This window comes from Nocardioides silvaticus (assembly GCF_003160695.1).
Taxonomy (GTDB): domain Bacteria; phylum Actinomycetota; class Actinomycetes; order Propionibacteriales; family Nocardioidaceae; genus Nocardioides; species Nocardioides silvaticus.
Genome location: NZ_QGDD01000007.1, coordinates 229,351 through 250,012 on the forward strand (window position 1 = coordinate 229,351; position 20,662 = coordinate 250,012).

Annotated in this window: 19 protein-coding genes; 11 read left to right on the forward strand and 8 right to left on the reverse strand. The window is 71.9% G+C overall.

Annotated elements, in window-relative coordinates; genetic code table 11:
- The first annotated feature begins 21 nt into the window (after positions 1–21).
- On the forward strand, positions 22–1,776 hold the full coding sequence (locus DJ010_RS16095) for a CocE/NonD family hydrolase (RefSeq protein ID WP_146207373.1): 1,755 nt from the start codon (positions 22–24) through the stop codon (positions 1,774–1,776).
- 63 nt (positions 1,777–1,839) lie between these two features.
- On the opposite strand, the gene DJ010_RS16100 is transcribed toward DJ010_RS16095, so the two are convergent.
- Entirely contained in the window at positions 1,840–2,727 is an 888-nt protein-coding gene (locus tag DJ010_RS16100) for a GNAT family N-acetyltransferase (RefSeq protein WP_109695573.1), read from the reverse strand.
- A gap of 60 nt (positions 2,728–2,787) precedes the next feature.
- Here DJ010_RS16100 and DJ010_RS16105 point away from each other — a divergent pair, with 60 nt between their 5' ends.
- The 5 genes from DJ010_RS16105 (at position 2,788) to DJ010_RS16125 (ending at position 9,560) form a co-directional block, all read left to right on the forward strand.
- Positions 2,788–3,384 carry a TetR/AcrR family transcriptional regulator gene (locus tag DJ010_RS16105; protein WP_109695701.1) on the forward strand — a complete coding sequence of 199 codons (597 nt, stop codon included), beginning with the start codon at positions 2,788–2,790 and terminating at the stop codon, positions 3,382–3,384.
- Positions 3,384–5,126 (forward strand): ABC transporter ATP-binding protein, encoded by a 1,743-nt coding sequence (locus DJ010_RS16110; protein WP_109695575.1) that lies wholly within the window; start codon positions 3,384–3,386, stop codon positions 5,124–5,126. The genes DJ010_RS16105 and DJ010_RS16110 overlap by 1 nt, the downstream gene beginning before the upstream one ends.
- Before the next feature lie 17 nt (positions 5,127–5,143).
- The gene (locus DJ010_RS16115; RefSeq protein WP_109695703.1) at positions 5,144–7,105 is read left to right on the forward strand and encodes an ABC transporter ATP-binding protein; all 1,962 of its coding nucleotides are present in this window, start codon (positions 5,144–5,146) and stop codon (positions 7,103–7,105) included.
- A gap of 386 nt (positions 7,106–7,491) precedes the next feature.
- Positions 7,492–9,105, forward strand: a complete 1,614-nt coding sequence (locus tag DJ010_RS16120; RefSeq protein WP_109695577.1) for an MDR family MFS transporter — start codon at positions 7,492–7,494, stop codon at positions 9,103–9,105.
- Positions 9,102–9,560 (forward strand): MarR family winged helix-turn-helix transcriptional regulator, encoded by a 459-nt coding sequence (locus tag DJ010_RS16125; protein WP_109695580.1) that lies wholly within the window; start codon positions 9,102–9,104, stop codon positions 9,558–9,560. Before DJ010_RS16120 ends, DJ010_RS16125 begins: the two co-directional genes overlap by 4 nt.
- A gap of 13 nt (positions 9,561–9,573) precedes the next feature.
- On the opposite strand, the gene DJ010_RS16130 is transcribed toward DJ010_RS16125, so the two are convergent.
- Both DJ010_RS16130 and DJ010_RS16135 read right to left on the reverse strand, forming a co-directional pair.
- Positions 9,574–11,208, reverse strand: coding sequence for a glycoside hydrolase family 13 protein (locus DJ010_RS16130; protein WP_109695582.1), 1,635 nt, complete (start codon positions 11,206–11,208; stop codon positions 9,574–9,576).
- Positions 11,205–11,912, reverse strand: a complete 708-nt coding sequence (locus DJ010_RS16135; RefSeq protein ID WP_109695584.1) for a hypothetical protein — start codon at positions 11,910–11,912, stop codon at positions 11,205–11,207. Before DJ010_RS16135 ends, DJ010_RS16130 begins: the two co-directional genes overlap by 4 nt.
- Positions 11,913–11,977: 65 nt before the next feature.
- Here DJ010_RS16135 and DJ010_RS16140 point away from each other — a divergent pair, with 65 nt between their 5' ends.
- Positions 11,978–12,664, forward strand: coding sequence for an iron-dependent transcriptional repressor DtxR (locus DJ010_RS16140; RefSeq protein ID WP_109695705.1), 687 nt, complete (start codon positions 11,978–11,980; stop codon positions 12,662–12,664).
- Between the two features lie 43 nt (positions 12,665–12,707).
- Here the strand turns inward: DJ010_RS16140 and DJ010_RS16145 are convergent, their stop codons facing one another.
- The gene (locus tag DJ010_RS16145; protein WP_109695586.1) at positions 12,708–13,577 is read right to left on the reverse strand and encodes a Sir2 family NAD-dependent protein deacetylase; all 870 of its coding nucleotides are present in this window, start codon (positions 13,575–13,577) and stop codon (positions 12,708–12,710) included.
- Between the two features lie 71 nt (positions 13,578–13,648).
- Here DJ010_RS16145 and DJ010_RS16150 point away from each other — a divergent pair, with 71 nt between their 5' ends.
- Together DJ010_RS16150 and DJ010_RS16155 are read left to right on the forward strand one after the other, a co-directional pair.
- Complete coding sequence (locus DJ010_RS16150; protein WP_342769508.1) at positions 13,649–14,170, forward strand: SigE family RNA polymerase sigma factor; 522 nt, start codon at positions 13,649–13,651, stop codon at positions 14,168–14,170.
- On the forward strand, positions 14,167–14,802 hold the full coding sequence (locus DJ010_RS16155) for a hypothetical protein (protein ID WP_109695588.1): 636 nt from the start codon (positions 14,167–14,169) through the stop codon (positions 14,800–14,802). The genes DJ010_RS16150 and DJ010_RS16155 overlap by 4 nt, the downstream gene beginning before the upstream one ends.
- Before the next feature lie 8 nt (positions 14,803–14,810).
- Here the strand turns inward: DJ010_RS16155 and DJ010_RS16160 are convergent, their stop codons facing one another.
- The 4 genes from DJ010_RS16160 to DJ010_RS16175 all read right to left on the reverse strand — a co-directional run bounded on the left by DJ010_RS16160 (position 14,811) and on the right by DJ010_RS16175 (position 18,453).
- On the reverse strand, positions 14,811–15,437 hold the full coding sequence (locus DJ010_RS16160; RefSeq protein WP_109695590.1) for a protein-L-isoaspartate O-methyltransferase family protein: 627 nt from the start codon (positions 15,435–15,437) through the stop codon (positions 14,811–14,813).
- Positions 15,438–15,448: 11 nt separating this feature from the next.
- Positions 15,449–15,715, reverse strand: a complete 267-nt coding sequence (locus DJ010_RS16165) for a DUF2277 domain-containing protein (RefSeq protein WP_109695592.1) — start codon at positions 15,713–15,715, stop codon at positions 15,449–15,451.
- Between the two features lie 126 nt (positions 15,716–15,841).
- A complete protein-coding gene (locus tag DJ010_RS16170; protein WP_109695594.1) occupies positions 15,842–17,929 on the reverse strand; it encodes a beta-propeller domain-containing protein in 2,088 nt (695 codons plus the stop codon).
- Positions 17,926–18,453, reverse strand: a complete 528-nt coding sequence (locus DJ010_RS16175; RefSeq protein ID WP_109695596.1) for a SigE family RNA polymerase sigma factor — start codon at positions 18,451–18,453, stop codon at positions 17,926–17,928. Before DJ010_RS16175 ends, DJ010_RS16170 begins: the two co-directional genes overlap by 4 nt.
- A 100-nt stretch (positions 18,454–18,553) precedes the next feature.
- Between DJ010_RS16175 and DJ010_RS16180 the strand changes: the two genes are divergently transcribed.
- On the forward strand, positions 18,554–19,744 hold the full coding sequence (locus DJ010_RS16180; RefSeq protein ID WP_109695598.1) for a saccharopine dehydrogenase family protein: 1,191 nt from the start codon (positions 18,554–18,556) through the stop codon (positions 19,742–19,744).
- 35 nt (positions 19,745–19,779) lie between these two features.
- Positions 19,780–20,658, forward strand: a complete 879-nt coding sequence (locus DJ010_RS16185; RefSeq protein WP_211318829.1) for an LLM class flavin-dependent oxidoreductase — start codon at positions 19,780–19,782, stop codon at positions 20,656–20,658.
- Positions 20,659–20,662 lie beyond the last annotated feature (4 nt).

Consider the following 20,662-nt stretch of genomic DNA (forward strand, 5'->3'; position numbering starts at 1 on the left):
ATCATCCGAGGCGGGTAACCGGTGCCTGGACGTCTCGTTCTGCTCTTCATGGATGTACGACGCACGACGCGGCTGTTGGGTTGCCTGACCTCGGCCGCTGCGCTGGCAGCCTCGCTCCTCGCGACGGCCGCGACCGACGCCCGTGCCGTCGACCCGGAGCCGGTCGTCGTCCAGCAGGACTTCACCACCGCCGACGGCGTCGCCCTCCGCACCACCCTCACCAGCCAGGGACCGGTCGAGGCGCGGCCGACGGTCGTCGAGTTCTCGCCGTACGGCAACAACTCCCAGACCTTCTCCTTCGGCCCCGACTACAACTACCTGCTCGTGCAGATCCGCGGCACCGGCTCGAGCCGTGGCTCGTTCGACGCGCTCGGGCCGCGCACCCAGCGCGACGTGGTCGAGGTGCTGGAGTGGGCGTGCGCGGAGCCGTTCAGCGACGGCCGGCTCGCGCTCGCGGGTTTCTCGGCCAGCGCGATCATGCTCTTCAACAGCTGGCACCAGGAGCTGCCGTGCGTCGAGGCCGCCGTGACCCGCTCCGGCACCCACGAGCTCTACCGCGACCTGCTGGTGCCCGGCGGCATCCAGAACCTGCTGCCCGGCGCCGGCGTGCTCGGCCTCATCGGCGCGCCGCTCGTCCTCCAGGGCGCCGACCGGGTCACCGACCCGCAGTCGGTGCTCGACGCGTTCTCCGGCATGTTCTCCACCGGCGTCAACGCCGGCCTCGCGCACCCCTCGCTCGACGCCTGGTGGCAGGAGCGCGGCTGGCGCGGCGACGCCAACGACATCCCGGTGCTGCTCATCGACGGGTTCTTCGACGTGGAGTCCCGCGGCGCGTTCGAGGCCTACCGGGCGCTTCGTGACGACGGCGCTCATCTGCTGCTGGCAGGCGCCCACGACGGCTACCCGGCCGGCACCGACGGTGGCGTCGCCGAGGCGAAGGCCTGGCTCGACCACCACGTGCTCGGGGTCGACAACGGCGTGGAGACCCACCCGCGGGTGCAGCTGCTGATGTCGCAGGGCGACCGCATCGACTACCTGCGGGGTGATGTCCTGCGCCGCGACGCCGCGGACTGGCCGGTGCCCGGGACCGAGTGGGTGCCGCTCAACCTGGCGTCCGACCGGTCGCTCTCGCTGACCCGTCCGGCCCAGACCTCCACCCAGCGGTACGCGACGGTGCCGTCGATCCCGACCATGACCGACGTGCCGAACGCCGCGATCGTCGGCGCCGCCGGCCTCGACCTGCTCACCGGCCAGCTCCCGCTCCTCAACCAGGACACGCTCGCCGGGCTCACGGGGCTGACCTACACGACCGGGTCGCTGGGGAGCGACGTCGACCTGGCCGGCCCGCTGTCGTTCGAGGTGCCGCTGTCGACCACGACGCCCGGCAGCGGGATCTGGGTCGTCCTCTCCGACGTCGCCCCGGACGGCAGCTCGCACCCGCTCACGGTCGGCCGGCTGTCGACGTCGTACCCCGGCGTGGCCGAGAGCAAGTCGCTCAAGGACGACCAGGGCACGATCGTGCAGCCGTACGGCGACTACACGAACCAGCAGCCCGCGAAGCCCCTGCAGGTGCGCGACTACAAGGTCGAGCTCTGGCCGGTCGGCAACCGGTTCGAGGCCGGCCACCGGATCCGCCTGACGATCGTCGGAACCTCCCTGGCCTCGCCGCTGTCGCTGCCCGCGCTGCACTCGATCCGCGTCGGCGGCCCCGACGGCGCCCGGCTGCTCGTCCCCGTCCTGCCCGGCAGCGACCTGCCGGCAGCGCTGGGCGGCTGAGAGCGGATAGTCCCTGACGAAAAGCACCCGAAATCGCGGGATCGAGGTGCTTTTCGTCAGGGACTACCTCGCCCGCCGCAACCGGTAGACCCCGCCGATGACGCGGTAGCCGAGCTTCGCGTTGACGTGGCGGATGCCGGCGTTGCTCGCCTCGTTCATGGTGTGGCAGACGGTGGCACCCTTCTCGGCGGCGAGCAGGTGGCCGAGCTGCTTGAGCGAGAAGGCCAGGCCACGGCCGCGGAAGGACCGGCCCACGCCGGTGTAGGCGATGCCGAGCACGCCGTCCTTGACCTCGCCGACGATGATCGCGGCGGGCTCTCCGTCGACCCGGGCGAGCGCGGCGAGCGGCGTGTCGACGCCTGCGGCGGTACGGCGGTAGTTCTCCAGCCGACTGACGAACCCCTCGGCCGCCTCCGGGTTGGTCTGGCTGTCGACGAGCATCGCCTCGACCGCGTCCTCGTCGGGGAATCGCAGCGACGACACGTCCTCGAGGGTCACTCCCGGTCCGGGGTCGGGTGCCGGCAGGTCGACCAGGGGGAGCTCGGACTCGACGCCGTGCTGGGTGACCTGGAAGCCCCAGCCGCGCGCGATCGCGAGCGAGTCGTCCTCGGCGTCGTCGACGGCGGTGCCGATCGTGGTGACGTGGTCGGGGAGGTGGTCGACCATCGCCCGGAAGAGCGCCCCGCCGGCGCCCTTGCGCTCGTGGGCGCGGGCCACGGTGACGTGGATCATCGCGATGTCGGGCGGGAACCAGGTGCCGTGGACGGTGCTCGCCCAGCCGACCAGCTCGTCGCCGATGAACGCCGCCCGCGTCTCGAACAGGTCCAGGTCCTCGGAGTGCACGAACACCCACTCGGCCTGCGAACGGTGGGTCCGGGGCGACCGCGCGAGCTTCAGCTGCACGAACGCCTCCTGCAGCGAGGAGTCGCCCTCCCGGATCTCGACGGTCATGGGCGGATCCTACGCGGAAAGCGGTTGTGAGTGAGCGCTCACTCACTTATGCTGGCGATCATGACGGAGCAGCGACGGGGCCGGGCCCGGCCGATGTCGCCGGAGGAGCGGCGCGAAGCCTTGATCACGGTCACCCGGCCGCTGCTCTACCAGCACGGCCGGGCGGTCACGACGCGGTTGATCGCGGAGGCGGCCGACGTCGCGGAAGGGACGATCTTCCGCGTCTTCTCCTCCAAGGACGAGCTCGTCGACGCCACGATCGCCCGCGCGTTCGAGCCCGGTGACGTGCTCCAGCGGCTCGACGAGATCGACCGCGGGCTCCCGCTGCGGGACCGCCTGCTCGCGATGACCGCCGTCCTCCAGCAGCGGTTCCTGGCGATCTTCGGGCTGATGCGCGCCGTGGGTGCGGTCGGACCGCCGGCACACCTGCACGACCGGCCCGAGATCGTCCACGGGCTGGAGGAGGTACGGCGACGTCTGCTGGCCCTCATCGAGCCCGACGCCGACCGCCTCCGGCTGCCACCGGAGCAGGTGCTGCACGTCTGGCGACTGCTCACCTTCGCCGGCTCCCACCAGGAGATCGCCGACGGCGATCTGCTCACCCCCGACCAGATCGTCGACACCGTGCTCCGCGGCGTCGAGAGGAGCGGAGACTGATGCTGCGCCGACTGCTCCGCGAGTACCTCTCGCCGTACCAGGGCTGGTTGACCGCGATCGTGCTGCTCCAGCTCACCGCGACGGTCGCGATGCTCTACCTGCCGAGCCTCAACGCCGACATCATCGACAACGGCATCGCGCAGGGCGACACCGGCTACATCGTCCGCATCGGCGGGGTGATGCTCGCCGTCTCGCTGCTGCAGGCCGTGTGCTCGATGGCGTCGGCGTGGTACGGCAGCCAGGCCGCGATGGCGTGCGGCCGCGACCTGCGTGCCGCGGTGTTCAGTCGGATCGGGACGTTCTCGAGCCGCGAGGTCGGGCGGTACGGCGCGCCCTCGCTGATCACGCGCGCGACCAACGACGTCCAGCAGGTGCAGATGCTCGCGATGATGACCTGCCTGATGGCCGTCACGATCCCGATCATGATGATCGGCGGCGTCGTGATGGCGATGCGCGAGGACTTCGGGCTGTCGTGGCTGGTGGTCGTCGTCGTACCCGTGCTGATGGTCTGCATCGGCATCGTGGTCTCGCAGATGATCCCCGCGTTCCGCGCGGTCCAGGAGCGGCTCGACGACGTCAACCGGGTGCTCCGGGAGCAGATCACCGGCATCCGGGTGGTCCGCGCCTTCGTGCGCGAGCCCCTCGAGACCGAGCGGTTCGCCCGCTCGAACGACGACCTCACCGCGATGGGCGTGAAGGCCGGCCGGTGGATGGCTGCCATGTTCCCGCTGGTGATGGCGGTGTCGAACGTCGCCAGCGTCGGCGTGATCTGGTTCGGCGGCCACCGCGTCGACAACGGCCAGATGGAGGTCGGTGCGTTGACCGCGTTCCTGGCCTACCTGATGCAGATCCTGATGTCGGTGATGATGGGCACCTTCATGCTGATGATGGTGCCGCGGGCCTCGGTCAGCGCCGACCGGATCGCCGAGGTGCTCGACACCGACTCGACCATCGCGCCGCCGACCGACCCGGTGCGCGAGGTGACGCTCGCCGGCCACCTCGACCTCGAGGACGTCGGCTTCACCTACCCGGGCGCCGAGGCCCCCGTCCTCGACGGCATCTCGCTGACCGTGCGGCCCGGCCGCACCGTCGCGGTGATCGGCTCGACCGGCGCCGGCAAGACGACGCTGGTCAACCTGGTGCCGCGGCTGCTGGACGCGACGGCCGGCCGGGTCGTCGTCGACGGCGTCGACGTCCGCGACCTCGAGCCGGAGCTGCTGTGGTCGCGCATCGGCCTGGTGCCGCAGCGGGCCTTCCTCTTCACCGGCACCGTCGCCTCCAACCTGCGCTACGGCAACCCCGATGCCACCGACGAGGAGCTCTGGCGGGCCCTCGAGATCGCCCAGGCCACCGACTTCGTTCGCGCGATGCCCGAACAGCTCGGGGCGCCGATCGTCCAGGGCGGCACCAACGTCTCCGGCGGCCAGCGGCAGCGGCTCGCGATCGCCCGGACGCTGGTACGACGACCGGAGATCTACCTCTTCGACGACGCGTTCTCGGCGCTCGACGTCGCCACCGACGCCCGGCTGCGGGCGGCGCTTCGGGCCGAGGTGATCGCGACCGGTGACGCCGCGGTCGTGATCGTCGGCCAGCGCATCGCGACCATCCGCGACGCCGACGAGATCATCGTGCTCGAGGACGGCCGGGTCGTCGGGCGCGGGACGCACGAGGAACTGCTGGCGGACAACCCGACCTACCGGGAGATCGCCGCCAGCCAGGGGATCGCGGAGGTGGCGGCGTGACCACCACGACCGGGACCATGAAGAGCACCGAGCGGGTCGTCCGTCAGGGCGGCCCCGGGCTCGGACCGATGGGCGGCGGCATGGTCGGCCAGAAGGCGCACGACTTCCGCGCGTCGGGTCGCCGGCTGCTCGGGCTGCTGCGGCCGCGGCGCTGGCACGCGGTCGCCGTACTCCTGCTGGCGGCGGGGAGCGTCGCGTCCGTCGTCGTCGGTCCGTACCTGCTCGGCAAGGCGACCGACCTGGTGTTCAACGGGTTCGTCGGCGGTCGGCTGCCCGAGGGCGCGACCAAGGCCGAGGCGGTGCAGGCCGCCGAGGACCGCGGCGACGACCAGCTCGCCGACTTCCTGAGCGGCCTCGACATCGTGCCCGGGCAGGGGGTGGACTTCGGCGACGTCGGCCAGGTGCTGCTGCTGGCGCTGGCGATCTACGTCGTGGGCCAGCTGCTCGGCTTCGTGCAGGGCTGGCTCGTCAACGACATCGTGCAGGAGACCGTGCGCCGGATGCGGTCCGACGTCGAGGACAAGATCCACCGGCTGCCGCTGTCGTACTTCGACCGCCAGCCGCGCGGGGAGCTGCTCAGCCGGGTCACCAACGACATCGACAACGTCGCGCAGAACCTCCAGCAGACGATGAGCCAGCTGCTCACGTCGCTGATGATGGTGGTCGGCGTGCTGGGGATGATGTTCTGGGTCTCTCCGCTGCTCGCCGTGATCGCACTGGTCACCGTGCCGATCGCGATGGTGGTGACCGGCCGGATCATGAAGCGGTCGCAGAGCCAGTTCATCAACCAGTGGCGGCAGACCGGGCGGCTCAACGGTCAGGTCGAAGAAGCCATCTCCGGTCACGCGCTGGTGACCGTCTTCGGTCGTCGGCAGGCGGTCGAGGCGGAGTTCGCGGAGGCCAACGGCGAGCTCTACGAGTCGTCGTTCCGTGCCCAGTTCGTCAGCGGCCTGGTGATGCCGCTGATGATGTTCATCGGCAACATCAACTACGTCGTGATCGCCGTGGTCGGCGGGCTGCGGGTGACCAGCGGCGCGATGACGCTGGGGGAGGTGCAGGCGTTCATCCAGTACTCCCGGATGTACACCCAGCCGATCACCCAGATCGCCTCGATGACCAACCTGCTGCAGTCCGGTGTCGCCTCGGCGGAGCGGGTGTTCGAGCTGCTCGACGCCGAGGAGGAGGTCTCCGCTGGTCGAGGAGCAGCGACCGGTCTGCGCGCGCCGCGTGCCGAGACCACCCGCGGCGAGGTGGCGTTCGAGCACGTCGCGTTCTCCTACGACCCCGACGAGCCGCTCATCGAGGACCTGTCGCTCGTGGCACGGCCGGGGGAGACGGTCGCGATCGTCGGTCCCACCGGGGCCGGCAAGACCACGCTGGTCAACCTGATCATGCGGTTCTACGAGCTCGACGGCGGACGGATCACCCTCGACGGCGTCGACATCACCGCGATGCCGCGCGCCGACCTCCGCAGCCGGATCGGCATGGTGCTCCAGGACACCTGGCTGTTCGAGGGCACCATCCGCGACAACATCGCCTACGGCCGCCCGGACGCGACCGACGAGGAGGTCCGCGAGGCCGCGCGAGCGACGTACGTCGACCGCTTCGTGCACTCCCTGCCCGAGGGCTACGACACCCGCGTCGACGACGAAGGCTCGAACCTGTCGGCCGGCGAGCGGCAGCTGATCACCATCGCCCGGGCGTTCCTCGCCCAGCCGGCGCTGCTGATCCTCGACGAGGCGACCTCCTCGGTCGACACCCGCACCGAGCTGCTGCTGCAGCACGCGATGGCGGCGCTGCGGACCGACCGCACGTCGTTCGTCATCGCGCACCGGCTCTCGACCATCCGCGACGCCGACCTGATCCTGGTGATGGAGGGCGGCCGGATCGTCGAGCAGGGCTCCCATGCCGACCTGCTCGAGCGCGGCGGACCGTTCGCGCGGCTGCACGCCGCGCAGTTCGCCGCGGGTGCTGTGTAAATCACTTTGATTCTTCCCGGCGGCGACCTACCTTTGCCGTACACGGGAAAGGAGGTGGTCCTAAGAATGAGTTCTTATAGGACGCGTGAGGTGGTTGCCCGCTAGGCAACCCCAGCGGCGGGGCGGAATCGCCCCGTTCACTGAAGCCGGGCTGCCGGCGAATCCAACGCAGCCACCCGACCCGCAGGCGAACCGGGCACGTCCCCCGGTGCGGTCCGAACGGACCAACGCCTGCGGGTCGCTTCAGTTTTGTTTGGGCCGAGCGTGTCGCGCCATCGCGCGACTCGCCCCGCCTCGAGCCCGCGAGAAGTTGACGTAGGCAACTAACCTCAATAAGGTTGACACTTGCAACCAATCTCCGAGTGATGAACCGAGGCGCACCCCGCATGACCGAGACAGCCCCTGCCGAGCAGAGCGGCCAGATGTCGCACCGCGAGATCCTGGAGGCCCTGACCGGCCTGCTGCTCGCGATGTTCGTCGCGATGCTGTCGAGCACCGTTGTCACCAACGCGCTGCCCGCGATCGTGACCGACCTGCACGGCAACCAGACCGGCTACACCTGGGTGGTCGTGGCGACGCTGCTGACGATGACGGCGACGACGCCGATCTGGGGCAAGTTCGCCGACCTGTTCAGCAAGAAGCTGCTGGTGCAGAGCGCGCTCGTCATCTTCTCGATCGGCTCGCTCATCGCGGCGTTCGCGCCGAGCATGGAGGTCCTCATCGCTGGCCGCGCCGTGCAGGGCCTCGGCATCGGCGGCCTGACCGCCCTGGTCCAGGTCGTGATCGCGTCGATGGTCAGCCCACGCGAGCGCGGCCGCTACAGCGGCTACATCGGCGCGACGTTCGCCGCCGCGACCGTCAGCGGCCCGCTGCTCGGTGGCGTCATCGTCGACAGCGCGTTGGGCTGGCGGGGCTGCTTCTTCCTGGGGCTCCCGGTCGCGGCGCTGGCGTTCGTCGTGCTGCAGAAGACGCTGAACCTGCCGGTGGTGCGGCGTGAAGTGCACATCGACTACCTCGGCGCGACGCTGATCGTCGGCGGCGTCAGCCTGGTGCTGATCTGGGTGTCGCTGGCCGGCACCAGCTTCGACTGGGTCTCCGGCACCACCGCCCTCCTCGTCGGCGGCGGCGTCGCGCTCGTCGCCGCGGCGGTGTACGTCGAGGGCCGGGTCGCAGCCGAGCCGGTGATCCCGCTCCACCTCTTCAAGGACCGCACGATCACCCTCGCCACGATCGCGTCGGTGATGGTCGGTGTGGCGATGTTCGGCTCGACGGTCTACCTCGGCCAGTACTTCCAGCTCGCCCGCGGGATGAGCCCGACCGAGGCCGGCCTGATGTCGATCGCGATGGTCGGCGGGCTGGTCGCCTCCACCACGGTCACCGGGCGGCTCATCACCGCGACCGGCCTCTGGAAGCGCTACCTGGTCGGCGGCACCTTCCTCGTCGCCGTCGGCCTCGGCCTGCTCGGCACGATCGATGATGAGACGTCGCTGCTCGTCATCATCGGGTTCATGGTCGTTGTCGGCGTCGGCCTCGGCGCCTCGATGCAGAACCTCGTGCTCGCCGTGCAGAACACCGCGCACCCCAAGGACCTGGGCGCCGCCAGCTCGGTCGTCGCGTTCTTCCGCTCGCTGGGCGGCTCGATCGGCGTCTCGGCGCTCGGCGCGGTGCTGGCCCACCAGGTCAGCGGCGACGTGAAGGCCGGCGTCACGCGGCTGGCGGCCGAGGGCCGGCTGAGCCCCTCAGAGCTCGGCTCGCTCGAGCACTCCACCGGCGACATCCCCGACGTCAGCGCGCTGCCCGGTCCGGTGCAGACCGTCTACGAGGCCGCGATGGGAAGCGCGACCGGGCACCTGTTCCTCATCGCCGTGCCGTTCGCGGTCGCCGCCTTCCTGTGCGTGCTCTTCATCAAGGAGGTGCCGCTGCGGACCCACTCCGGCCCGGCCGAGACGGCGGCCCCCGAGGCGACCGACGAGCTGGTGCAGGAGGATGTCCGGTCATGACCACCGCCCGTCCTGATGCCCTCCGCGAGCTCGAGCGCGAGGTAGGCGTGCTCATCCGCCGGGTGCGCCGCGTGATCGGCGAGCGGGCCCGGCTGGTGCACCCCGACCTGCAGTCCTCGTCGTACCTGATGCTCGGCTACGTCGTCGACCACGGGCCGCTCCGGGCGTCGGCGATGAGCACGATCTTCGACGTCGACAAGGGCGCGATCAGCCGTCAGGTGCAGCACCTGGTCGACCTCGGCCTGGTCGACCGCACGCCGGATCCCGACGACGGCCGCGCCACGCTGATCAGCGTCAGCGACGAGGGCGCCCGCCGGTTCCGGGACGTCACCGAGCACCGGCGCAAGTGGTTCGACGAGCGGCTCGGTGACTGGACCGCCGACGAGATCCTCGCCTTCGCCGGCACCATGCACCGCTACAACCAGGCGCTCGGGGCCGACGAGTCCTGGGCCTGAGGGCCCGACGACCTCAGCCCCTCAGCCAGACCGCCGTGTCCGGCGGGAGCCGGTCGCCGACCGGCCCGCTGCTGATCAGCACCTCGCCCGCCGGCATCGGCACCGAGCGCTCGCCGGCGTTGAGGAGCACGGTCACCCCGCCCCGTCGTACGACGAGGACGTCGCCCCCTGCCTCCGCGGTGCACGCCTCGTCGGTGCCGCGGACCCAGGTGCGACGCGCGGCCAGCGCCCGGCGGTAGAACGCGAGCGTCGAGTCCTCGTCGTCCTCCTGCGCCGCCACCGTGAGGGTGGCCCAGTCGCCGGGCTGGGGGATCCAGGGCTGGGCGTCGCCGGGGCTGAAGCCGTACGGCGGCGCGGTGCCCGCCCACGGCAGCGGGACCCGGCAGCCGTCCCGTCCGGGCTGGCCGGTGCGGAACCACGAGGGGTCCTGCCGCGCCTCGGGCGGCACGTCGACCTGCTCGAGGCCGAGCTCCTCGCCCTGGTAGAGGTAGGCCGAGCCCGGCAGCGCGAGCATCACCAGCGTCGCGGCGCGGGCGCGGGCGAGGCCGACCGGGCCGCCGCCGTACCGCGTCGGGTGGCGGACGACGTCGTGATTGCTGAGCACCCAGGTCGGCGGTGCGGCCTCGGCCGTCGCGAGCGCCGCGATCGACCCGGTGACGACCTCGGCGAACGCGGGGGCCGACCACTCAGCGGTGAGCCAGGCGAAGTTGAACGCCTGGTGCAGCTCGTCGGAGCGCACGAACTCCGCCATCGACGCTGCGGTCCGCGTCCAGGCTTCTGCGACGGCGATGCGCTCGTCGGGCGAGCCGGCGGCGCCGTACTCCTCGAGCACGCGCCGCCACCGCCGGTAGACGTCGTGCACCTCGGGCTGCTCCCACATCGGCTCGTCGCGGAGCACCCGCTCGACCATCGAGCCGGTCGGGTCGTCCACCAGCTCGGACTGGTCCTGGTCGCGCAGGGTCGCCTCCTTGTAGAGGCCGTGCGCGACGTCGATCCGGAACCCGTCGACACCGCGGTCGAGCCAGAACCGGAGCACGTCCTCGAACATGTCGCCCACCTCGGGGTTGCGCCAGTCGAGGTCAGGCTGGGAGGTGTCGAACAGGTGGAGGTACCACTGGCCCGGCCGGGTCCCCGAGCCTGTCGAAGGGTCCGGCTCCGTGATCCTGGTCCAGGCGGGGCCGCCGAAGATCGAGCCCCAGTTGTTGGGCGGCTCGCTGCCGTCGGGGCCCCGGCCGTCGCGGAACAGGTAGCGAGCCCGCTCCGGCGAGCCCGGGGGAGCGGCGAGCGCCGCCTGGAACCACGGGTGCTGGTCGGAGGTGTGGTTGGGCACCAGGTCGACGATCACGCGGAGCCCGACCTCGTGGGCGCGGGCGAGCAGCGCGTCGGCGTCGTCGAGGGCACCGAACAGCGGGTCGATGTCGAGGTAGTCGGCGACGTCGTAGCCGTGGTCCTTCTGCGGGGACCGGTAGAACGGCGTGATCCAGAGCGCGTCGACGCCGAGGTCGCGCAGGTAGGGCAGCCGGGAGGTGATGCCCGCGAGATCGCCGACGCCGTCGCCGTCCGCGTCGGCGAAGCTGCGGATGTAGACCTGGTAGACGACGGCCTCCTGCCACCAGCCCGCAGCCGGCTGCGCCGGCGGGGTGCTCACGCGAAGTCCTCGACGTCGACGGCGATCCAGACGTGCTCGGCAGTCGCGATCAGGGCGCCGTCGGGCGCGTAGAGGGAGGAGGCGGTGAACGCCTTGCGGCCCTCCTCGCGGCGCAGGGTGCCGACCACGACGTGCTGCTCGCCGGAGACCGGGAGCCGGTCGATCCGCGCGGTCATCGTGCCGAGCACCATCGGCCGCTCGCCCACGCCCGTCGCCCAGCCGCCGGAGCAGTCGAGCGCGGCCCAGGCGATGGGCACCGTGACGTCGTACGGCGTCCACGTTGTGGCCACGCGCGAGGCGTCGCCGGCGACGGGACCGGGGAAGATGTGCAGCCCCTCGCCCTCCTCGCGGTCGGGGCCGCAGGCGAAGCAGGTCGGGAACGGGTGCTTCTCGAAGCCGGGATAGCGGGTCTGCGCGTCGGCGGCCTCCGCCGCGCTCACCGCGGCGACCGGCTCCAGGTCGGCCGCGGCGACGCGGGCCTCGGCAACGGTCCGCCCGTCGTGGACGGCCGCGAGCCCGGTCTCGCTCTCCTCGATCTTGAGTGGCGTCTCCAGCGGCGGCGGGAGCCGGAGGGCGACCGTGCTCGCCGTCCCGGTGCCGGCGAGGCGCTCGGCCAGCGCGCCCGCCGTCCACCCGCCGTTGCCGGAGCGGCGCGGACCGTGGAAGCGCTGGGGGATGGTGAGCGGCTCGTGGTTGGGCTGCATCCCCTGAGCCTGCCAAACCCGCCCTTCGGTGCATAAGCCTGGGCCCATGAGACAGGATGGGGACCGTGAGTGACCTGATCGACACCACGGAGATGTACCTCCGCACCATCTACGAGCTGGTCGAAGAGGGGATCGTCCCGCTGCGGGCGCGGATCGCCGAACGCCTGCACCAGAGCGGCCCGACCGTCTCGCAGACGGTGGCCCGGATGGAGCGCGACGGCCTCCTGACGGTCGAGGGCGACCGGCACCTCGAGCTCACCGACGACGGACTGCGGCTCGCCACCCGGGTGATGCGCAAGCACCGGCTCGCCGAGCGGCTGCTCACCGACGTCATCGGTCTCGACTGGGAGCTCGTCCACGAGGAGGCGTGCCGCTGGGAGCACGTGATCTCCGAGACCGTCGAGCGCCGGTTGCTCGAGCTGCTCGACCACCCCACGGAGTCGCCCTACGGCAACCCGATCCCCGGCCTCGCCGAGCTCGGCGAGGACAACGACGGCGAGGCGTTCATGGCCGACGTCGAGCCGCTCTCGAAGGCCGCGGCCGAGGAACCCAGCCGCGCCCTGGTCCGCCGGATCTCCGAGGAGATGCAGAAGGACGAGTCGCTGATGAGCGCCATGCGCCGCGTCGGCGCGCTGCCCGACAAGACGATCACGATCCAGGCCACCGCCGACGGCGTGCTCGTCGGCTCCGGCGGCGAGAGCGCCGAGATCTTCCCCGAGGCCGCGGACCACATCTTCGTCAAACGACTCTAGCCTTCTGCGCGAGCGACACGCTGCCGCGCCGCGGTCGACGCCGTCACGGGTCGAGGCCGCCGGCGGCTTGCGGACGACGCGCCGACGCGAGCTGCGTCAGCCATTCCGAGGTGCCCGCGTCGACCTTGTAGGACGCCAGCGGGTCGCCGCGGGTCTCGCCGCGGTTGAGGATGACGACGGGCACGCCGAGCTTGGCCGCGCGGCGGACGAACCGGAGGCCGCTCATCACGGTGAGGCTGGAGCCGGCGACGAGCAGCACGCCGCCGAGGTCGGGCAGCGCGTCGACCGCGGCGTAGCAGCGAGCGACCCGCGCGGGCGGGACGTTCTCGCCGAAGAACACGACGTCGGGCTTGAGGTCGCCGCCACAGTCGTCGCACCCGGGTACGACGAAGCCGGCGGTGTCCTCGAGGTCGACGTCGCCGTCGGGCCGGGAGGCGACCGATGCGTGCCGCTCCACCCAGCCGGGATTGAGCTCGGCCAGCCGCTGCTGCAGGGCGGCGCGCGTCGTCGTACGCCGGCAGGACAGGCAGACCACGTCGGCGATCCGGCCGTGCAGCGCGACGAGGGCCGGGGTGCCGACCGCCTCGTGGAGGCCGTCGACGTTCTGGGTGATGACCAGCTCGGCGTCTAGCTGCGCGACCGCGTGGTGACCGAGGTTCGGCGCCGCGCCGCCCATCCGCGACCAGCCGAGGTGGGAGCGGGCCCAGTACCGCTGCTGCGCCTCCCGCCCGGACACGAACTCCTGGTAGGTCATCGGCATCCGCGCCGGTGACCCCGGCCCGCGGTAGTCCGGGATGCCCGAGTCGGTCGACAGCCCGGCGCCGGTCAGCACCACCAAGGGACGGCCGGCGCACAGCTCCAGCGCGCTTCCGGCCCGTTGGTCGAGCCTGTCGAGGCTCCCCGCGGTCGTCACGCCAGCAAGAGTACGGCGACCCCGTGCAACCCCGCGGCGCCGCGGATCCGTTGTAGGAGCATGGAGGCACCGTGCTGAGCAGCCGAGACCGCGACCGCGAGTTCGCCGACTTCGTCCGTGCCCACCGAGGCGGGCTGGTGACCACCGCGCGCCTGCTGGCCGCGGGCGACGGTCACCTCGCCGAGGACCTGGTGCAGACCGCGCTGGTGCGGGTCTACCTGGCGTGGGGACGGGCCCGGTCGGGCAACCCGCTCGCCTACGCCCGCCGCACCCTCGTCAACTGCACCGCCGACCACCACCGCCGCGGCTCCACCCGCCGGGAGCACGCCGCGGCGGAGCTCCCCGACACCGCGGCCGCGCCCGGCGCCGGTCGGTCCGAGGAGCTCGACGCCGAGCTCGTCGCGGCCCTCGGCGCCCTGCCGCCGCGGATGCGCGCGGCGGTCGTGCTGCGCCACGTCCACGACCTCTCCGTCGACGACACCGCGCACGCGCTCGGCTGCTCCGTCGGCACCGTCAAGAGCCAGACCGCACGCGGGCTGGAGAAGCTCCGCGCTGCCCTCGCCGTACCCACTCTCGAAGGAGACCCCCGATGAACGACCTGCTCGACCGCCTGGCCCGCCTCGACTCCGCCGCGACCCCCTCCGACGGCGACGTCGCGGGCGACCTGGCCCGCGCCCACACCGCCCTCGGCCGCCGGCGGCGCACGCGCGCCGCGATCGCCGGCACCGGCCTCACCCTCGGGGTGGGCGCGGCGCTCGGCGTCGTGGTCGTCATCGGCGACGACCCCGTCGACAACCCGCCGACGGTGGCTCCGAGCCCGTCCGACGCCCTGCCGCTGGTGGCCTACACCGGGCCGCAGGTGGAGGGCTTCGAGCTCGGCAAGGTGCCGGAGGGATATGTGATCCAGGGGTCGGACGCCTTCGTGCTGACCCTCGCCGAGCCCGGCGACGACAGCCACTACCTGGGGTTCGACGGCAAGGTCGTGATCATGCTCGAGTCGCAGAGCGCCGCGCAGCGGCTCGGCGACGGGCAGGACGTCACCGTGAACGGCGAGCCCGGCGTCCTGCAGGGGGCGCCCGGCGAGACCCGCAACCTCCGCTACTTCCAGGGCGACAAGCTGGTCCTGATCCAGGTCTGGGAGACCATCGAGCTGACCGACGAGCAGATCGTCGAGCTCGCCGAGAGCGTCACCGTCACCTCCGACGCGGAGGCCGGCGTCGGCTGATCCCCCGGTCAGTCCTCGATGAGCGGCACGAACGCGTAGCGGCCGTGCTGCTCCACCACCGGCCCCTCCGGGGTGAGCACGATCCGGTGCATCACCCCGACCACCGGGACGACCAGCACACCCCCGACCGCCAGCTGCTCCACGAGGGCCATCGGCACCTGGTCCGCGTCGGCCGAGACCAGCACCCGGTCGTACGGCGCCTCCTCCGGCCGGCCCAGCACCCCTGGGTCGGCCGGGTGGATGGTGGCCGGCGCGAAGCGGGATAGTCCCTGACGAAAAGCACCTGATTCGGACGGATCCGGGTGCTTTTCGTCAGGGACTATCCGCCCCAGCGCCTCCCGACTCCGCTCGACGAGCTCGGGGATCCGCTCGACGGCGATCACGCAGCCGTCGGGGGCGACGAGGTGGGCGAGGAGGGCGGTGGTCCAGCCGGAGCCGGAGCCGACATCGAGGACCCGGTCGCCGGGCTGCGGGTCGAGCAGCGCCAGCATGGTGCGCACCGTCGTCGGCTGGCTGTTGGTGACGCCGTGGCCGATGTCGAGGGCGCGGTCGAGGTGCGCGGACGCCTGCTGCCCGGCGGGGAGGAAGTCGCGGCGGGGGACCGCCGCGAACGCCTCGTCCAGCCGGGAGCTCATCGCGTCACGACTCAGCCGTAGCGCAGCTTCGCCCGCTCGCGCGCCTTCGCGGCCTCGACCTCACGGTCCTTCGGGGGCGCGTTGGTCACCAGCGCGTCCAGCAGGTGCTGGGTGGCGTGCGCGACCTCGTGGACGGCGCGGTCGAACGCCTCCTGGTTGGCCTGCGACGGCTTCGTCGTACCGCTGACCTTGCGCACGTACTGCAGCGCGGCCGCGGTCACCTCGTCCGTCGTCGCGGGCGGCTCGAAGTTGTGGAGGACTCGGATGTTGCGGCACATGGTCCGAGCCTACGTCGGGCCGGCGGGGCCCAGGGTTGTCCGTTGTTTCCACGGGTTGTCAGCCATTGCAACGGCTGACAACCCGTGGAATACCCGGCCGGCCGGGTATTCCGCGCTGGGGCAGACCTACGAACGGTCCCGCAGGTCGAAGAACTCGACGTCCTCGCCGGTCACGAGGACCACCCGCCCGTCGGGGAGAGGTACGGCGCGCACCTGCTCGATGTCGTCGCCGTACTCCACCTGGACCATCCGGTTGCGCAGCTCGCCGTCGACGATCCGCAGCACCGAGAGGTAGCCCACCCGTGCCCGCCGCTGGTCCTCGATCACCGTGAGGATCGTGCGGTGGTCGTTGATGAACGTGAACGACCGCGGGTCGGTGCCGGCCAGAGCTCGGGTGCCGGGCGCGTAGTGCTGGACGTTCATCCGGTGCACGTTCTCCAGGTCCGCGACGTTGAACAGCCCGACCTGGGCGCCCCACGCCCGGCTCTGGAAGGCACGGCCCTCGCCGACGCCCACGAGGCGCTTGGGGCCGAGCGGGTGGAGGTACTCCGAGAAGCCGGGGATCTTCAGCTTCGAGATCAACCTCGGGCGCGACACGTCGGTGAGGTCGACGGCGTAGAGCGGGTCGACCTGGCGGAACGTCACCAGGATCGCGAGCCCGTCGAACCAGCGCACCGACTTCAGGTCCTCGTTGCGGCCCAGTCGGTCGAGCCGGCCGACCTCGACCAGGTCCTGCCCGTCACGCTCGAGCGTCACCACCGAGTTGAAATTGCCGGTCTCCGAGGTCGGTGTGACCGCGACCCGCAGCACGCCGCCGGCCTCGTCCATCGCCCACCGGTCGTCGATCGCGCCCTCGACCTCGCCGGACGCCACGTGGGTCGCCGAGGTGCCGTCGAGCGCGAAGTCGAAGAGGTAGGTGTTGCCGCCGGTCACGCTCGGCAGCACGCGACTGCCGATGCACTCCCAGCACTCGAACCCGGTGCCCCAGCTCGGGCTCGCGGCCAGGTAGAGGTGGTCGACCGACTCGTAGGCGATGTCGGTCGCGCCGGCCAGGCCGATCGCGTCGACCTCGGCCGGGGTGGCCGCGTCGAACCCGACCACGCTCACGGTGTCGAGAGTCAGCTCGTCGGGCGGGACCGCCACGTCGGTGCAGTCGAGCAGCCGCGCGGGGTCCTCGTCGTTGGCGGTGATGAGCGGCAGCCAGTCCGCGATCGTCGAGCTCTCGACGACCTCCTGGTTCTCCAGGCGCGCCTCCCGCTCGTTGCGCCCCTTGCCCGGGCGGACGAAGTCGAGGTCCGGCAGCCCGCTCGACAGCACCAACCGGACCGCGTCGCCGTGCTGGCGCGCGGACAGCAGCTTGGCGTCGTAGGCCACGTCGTCGACGACCTCGGGCCGAGCCGGGTCGGCGATCGAGACGGTGAGGACGCGGGTGCCGATCCGGGCTTGGGTGCCGGCGGCGGTACGACGCCGCGGTGCCTCGTCGTCGATGCCGACCGCGACCACGGTGTCGCCGGCCAGCATGATCTCTCCGTCCTCGAGCCCGTCGAGATCGATCGAGGAGAGGCGCTCGGTGCGCGTTCCGGTCACGTCGTAGACGATCAGCTCGTCGTCGCGGAGCCGGAGCAGGAGCTCGCCGTCGGTCTTCACCAGGTCCGGCTCGTCGACGCCGATCTCCTGGACGTTGGTGCCGGTGTCGCTGTTCTGCTGGCGGGACGTAGTCGCCCCGTCAAGGGCCTTGTACTGCCTGCTCAACTCGGCCGTTGGGGCGAACTGCATGTCTGCCAACGCCCTGTTGTTCAAACCGTCGCGCGCCCACTGGTCGAAGTAGTAGGGCACCCGCTCCGCCCAGCCCCACGGCGTGACCCGGTCGAGCCCGCGGTCGACGTAGGTGGTGAGCAGGTCGTCGCAGGACTTCGCGGGGTCGAGGTCGGCCTGGAAGGCGACGTGGGTGGGCGAGCCGCCCGGCCCGTCCCCGCCGGCCCGCGAGTCGTCCCCGCCACCACCACCCTCCACCAGCGTGCCGGCGAGGAACGCGCCGGCGACGGCGGTCGCGACGCCGGCGGTGAGCAGAGGCTTGAGCACGAACCGGCGACGCTTCGAGGCGGGGGAGGAGGCGGTCCCACCAGAGGCTGCCGCCCGCCCGGCACGCAGGATGTCGTGGGTGGGCGCCTTGCCGACGGGCAGGTCGTCCCACAGGTCTTCGAGGTCGGTCATCGCGACGCCCCTCCACTCAGGTCGAGGATGTGGTCGTTCGCAGCCAGCTGGGCCAGCGACCGGGACAGGCGACTCTTCACCGTGCCCGCCGGCACCCCCAGGACGTCGGCGGTCTGCTTCTCGGTGAGCTGCACGAAGTAACGCAGCACCACCACGTCCCGGTTCGGCTTGGTGAGGCACGCGAGCGCGCGGTGCACGGCGTCGGCCACGGCGACCGCGTCGGTGCCGTCACCGACGGCCGTGGTCCGACTGCCGTCCTCGAGCTCCCCGGTCGCAGCGCGGTCCTTCCACCACCGGGTGCGCCGGGTGTCGCGTAGGCAGTTGAGGAGCATCCGGTAGACGTAGGCGTCCCGGTTGTCCGCGCTGCTCACCTTGTCCCAGCCGGTGTAGCACCGCACGAGCGTGGTCTGGGCGAGGTCCTCCGCCTCGTGCGGCAGCGCCCCGAGGAACACGGCCGCACGGACCAACGTCCCCCACGACTGCTCCACGTAGGCGGCGTACTCCGCCTCGCTGTCTCGATCCACGGACTCTCCGATGCCTGTCACCGCTGGCTGCTTGACCGTACGACGGAACGCGGGCCCCCGGAGGTTCCATCCGGTTCGCGACGGGTGCGACGATGCTCATATGACCGAGTCCGGCAGCACCCGCACCTACGACCTCGTCCTCCTCGGCGCCACCGGCTTCACCGGAGGCTTGACGGCCGACTACCTGGCGGCGCACGCGCCGGACGGGCTGCGGTGGGCGATCGCGGGTCGCAGCAAGGAGAAGCTGGAGGCGGTCCGCGACCGGCTCGGCGCCGCCGGTGAGGGGGTCGAGCTGGTGGTCGCCGACTCCTCCGAGGAGGCCAGCCTGCGCGAGATGGCGTCGTCGACCAAGGTCGTCGCCACGACCGTCGGCCCCTACCTCGAGCACGGCGGCCCGCTGGTCGCGGCCTGCGCCCAGGAGGGCACCGACTACGCCGACCTGACCGGCGAGCCGGAGTTCGTCGACCGGATGTACGTCGAGCACCAGGCCACCGCCGAGGCCAGCGGTGCCCGGCTGGTCCAGGCGTGCGGCTTCGACTCGATCCCGCACGACCTCGGCGCCTACTTCACGATCCAGCAGCTGGCCGAGGAGCTCGGCGGCGAGATCACCGCGCCGGTCACGATGCGCGGCGTGGTCCGCTCCAACGGCACCTTCTCCGGCGGCACCTTCCACTCCGCGCTCGGCGCGTTCTCCCGTGCGCGGCAGATGCGCGAGGCGATGCAGGCCCGCAAGCGGGTCGAGCCGCGCCCCGAGGGCCGGCGCTCGAAGGGTGTCGGCGGCAAGCCCGGGCGCGACGGCGTGCTCGGCTACTGGCTGGTGCCGCTGCCGACCATCGACCCGTTCATCGTGGCCCGCAGCGGGGCCGCGCTGTCGTCGTACGGCCCGGACTTCCGCTACTCCCACTACGCCGGCACCAAGACGCTGCGGTACGCCGGCGGCGGCATGGTCGGTGCCGGCGCGCTCGCCGTGGCGGCGCAGGTCCCGCCGGTGCGGGACCTGCTGAAGAAGCGGGTGCCGCAGGGCAGCGGCCCGTCGGAGGGCCGCCGCAACGCGTCGTGGTTCACCGTCGAGTTCGTCGCCGAAAGCGCCGGCACGCAGGTGCGGACCAAGGTGTCGGGCGGCGACCCCGGCTACACCGAGACCGCGAAGATGCTGGCCGAGGCGTCGCTGTGCCTGGCGCTCGACGACAACCCGCCGACCGCGGGCCAGGTGACCACCGCCCAGGCGATGGGCGACGCCCTCCTGGCCCGGCTGCAGGCAGCCGGCATCACGTTCGAGCGCGTCTCCTGAGCACCGTCAGCACCGGCACCGACAGCAGGAACCACATGCAGGTCGGCATGACGCTCCCGGTGATGGAGCCGGACCTCGACGCCGCGACCCTCGAGTCGTGGTCGCGCCTCGTCGACGACGGGCCGTTCTCCTCGCTCTGCTTCGGCGAGCGGATGGCGTTCGACAACCCCGACGCGCTCACCCTGCTCGGCGCCGTGTCCGCCTGGACCAGGCGGGTCCGGATCGCGACCACGGTGCTCGTCCCGCAGCTGCACCACCCCGTGCAGCTGGCCAAGGCGATCGCCACCGGCGACCTGCTCAGTGGCGGCCGGCTCTCGGTCGGGGTCGGGGTGGGTGGGCGCGAGGAGGACTACCGCGCGGCCGGTGCCGAGCTCTCGACGAAGACCATGCAGGGGATGGCCGACCGGGTTGCGACCATGCGTCGCGTCTGGGCCGGAGACGAGGTGGTCGACGCCGTCCGCCCGGTCGGCCCGCCGCCCGTGCAGGCCGGCGGCCCCGAGATCCTCGTCGGGACGATGGGACCGAAGACCGTGCGGCACGCCGCGTCCTGGGCCGACGGCCTGGCCGGGGTGACCCTCGACTGCGACGTGACTGGTGTCGGCCGGCTCTTCGAGCAGGCGCGCGCCGACTGGGGCGACGCCGGTCGCCCGGCGCCGCGGCTGACCACGTCGTTCTGGTTCGCCGTCGGCGACGAGCCGCGCGCGCAGATCCACCGCCACTTGCGCCACTACATGAACTGGCTGCCCACCGACCTCGTCGACGCGCTCGCCGCCACCGCCGGCTTCGCGGGTACGTCGAGCGAGCTGCTCGACCTGCTCAAGCGGTTCGAGGACATCGGCACCGACGAGGTGCAGCTGATCCCCACGAGCTCCGACCGCACCCAGGTGGAGCGCATCGCCGAGGTCCTAGCCTGAACGG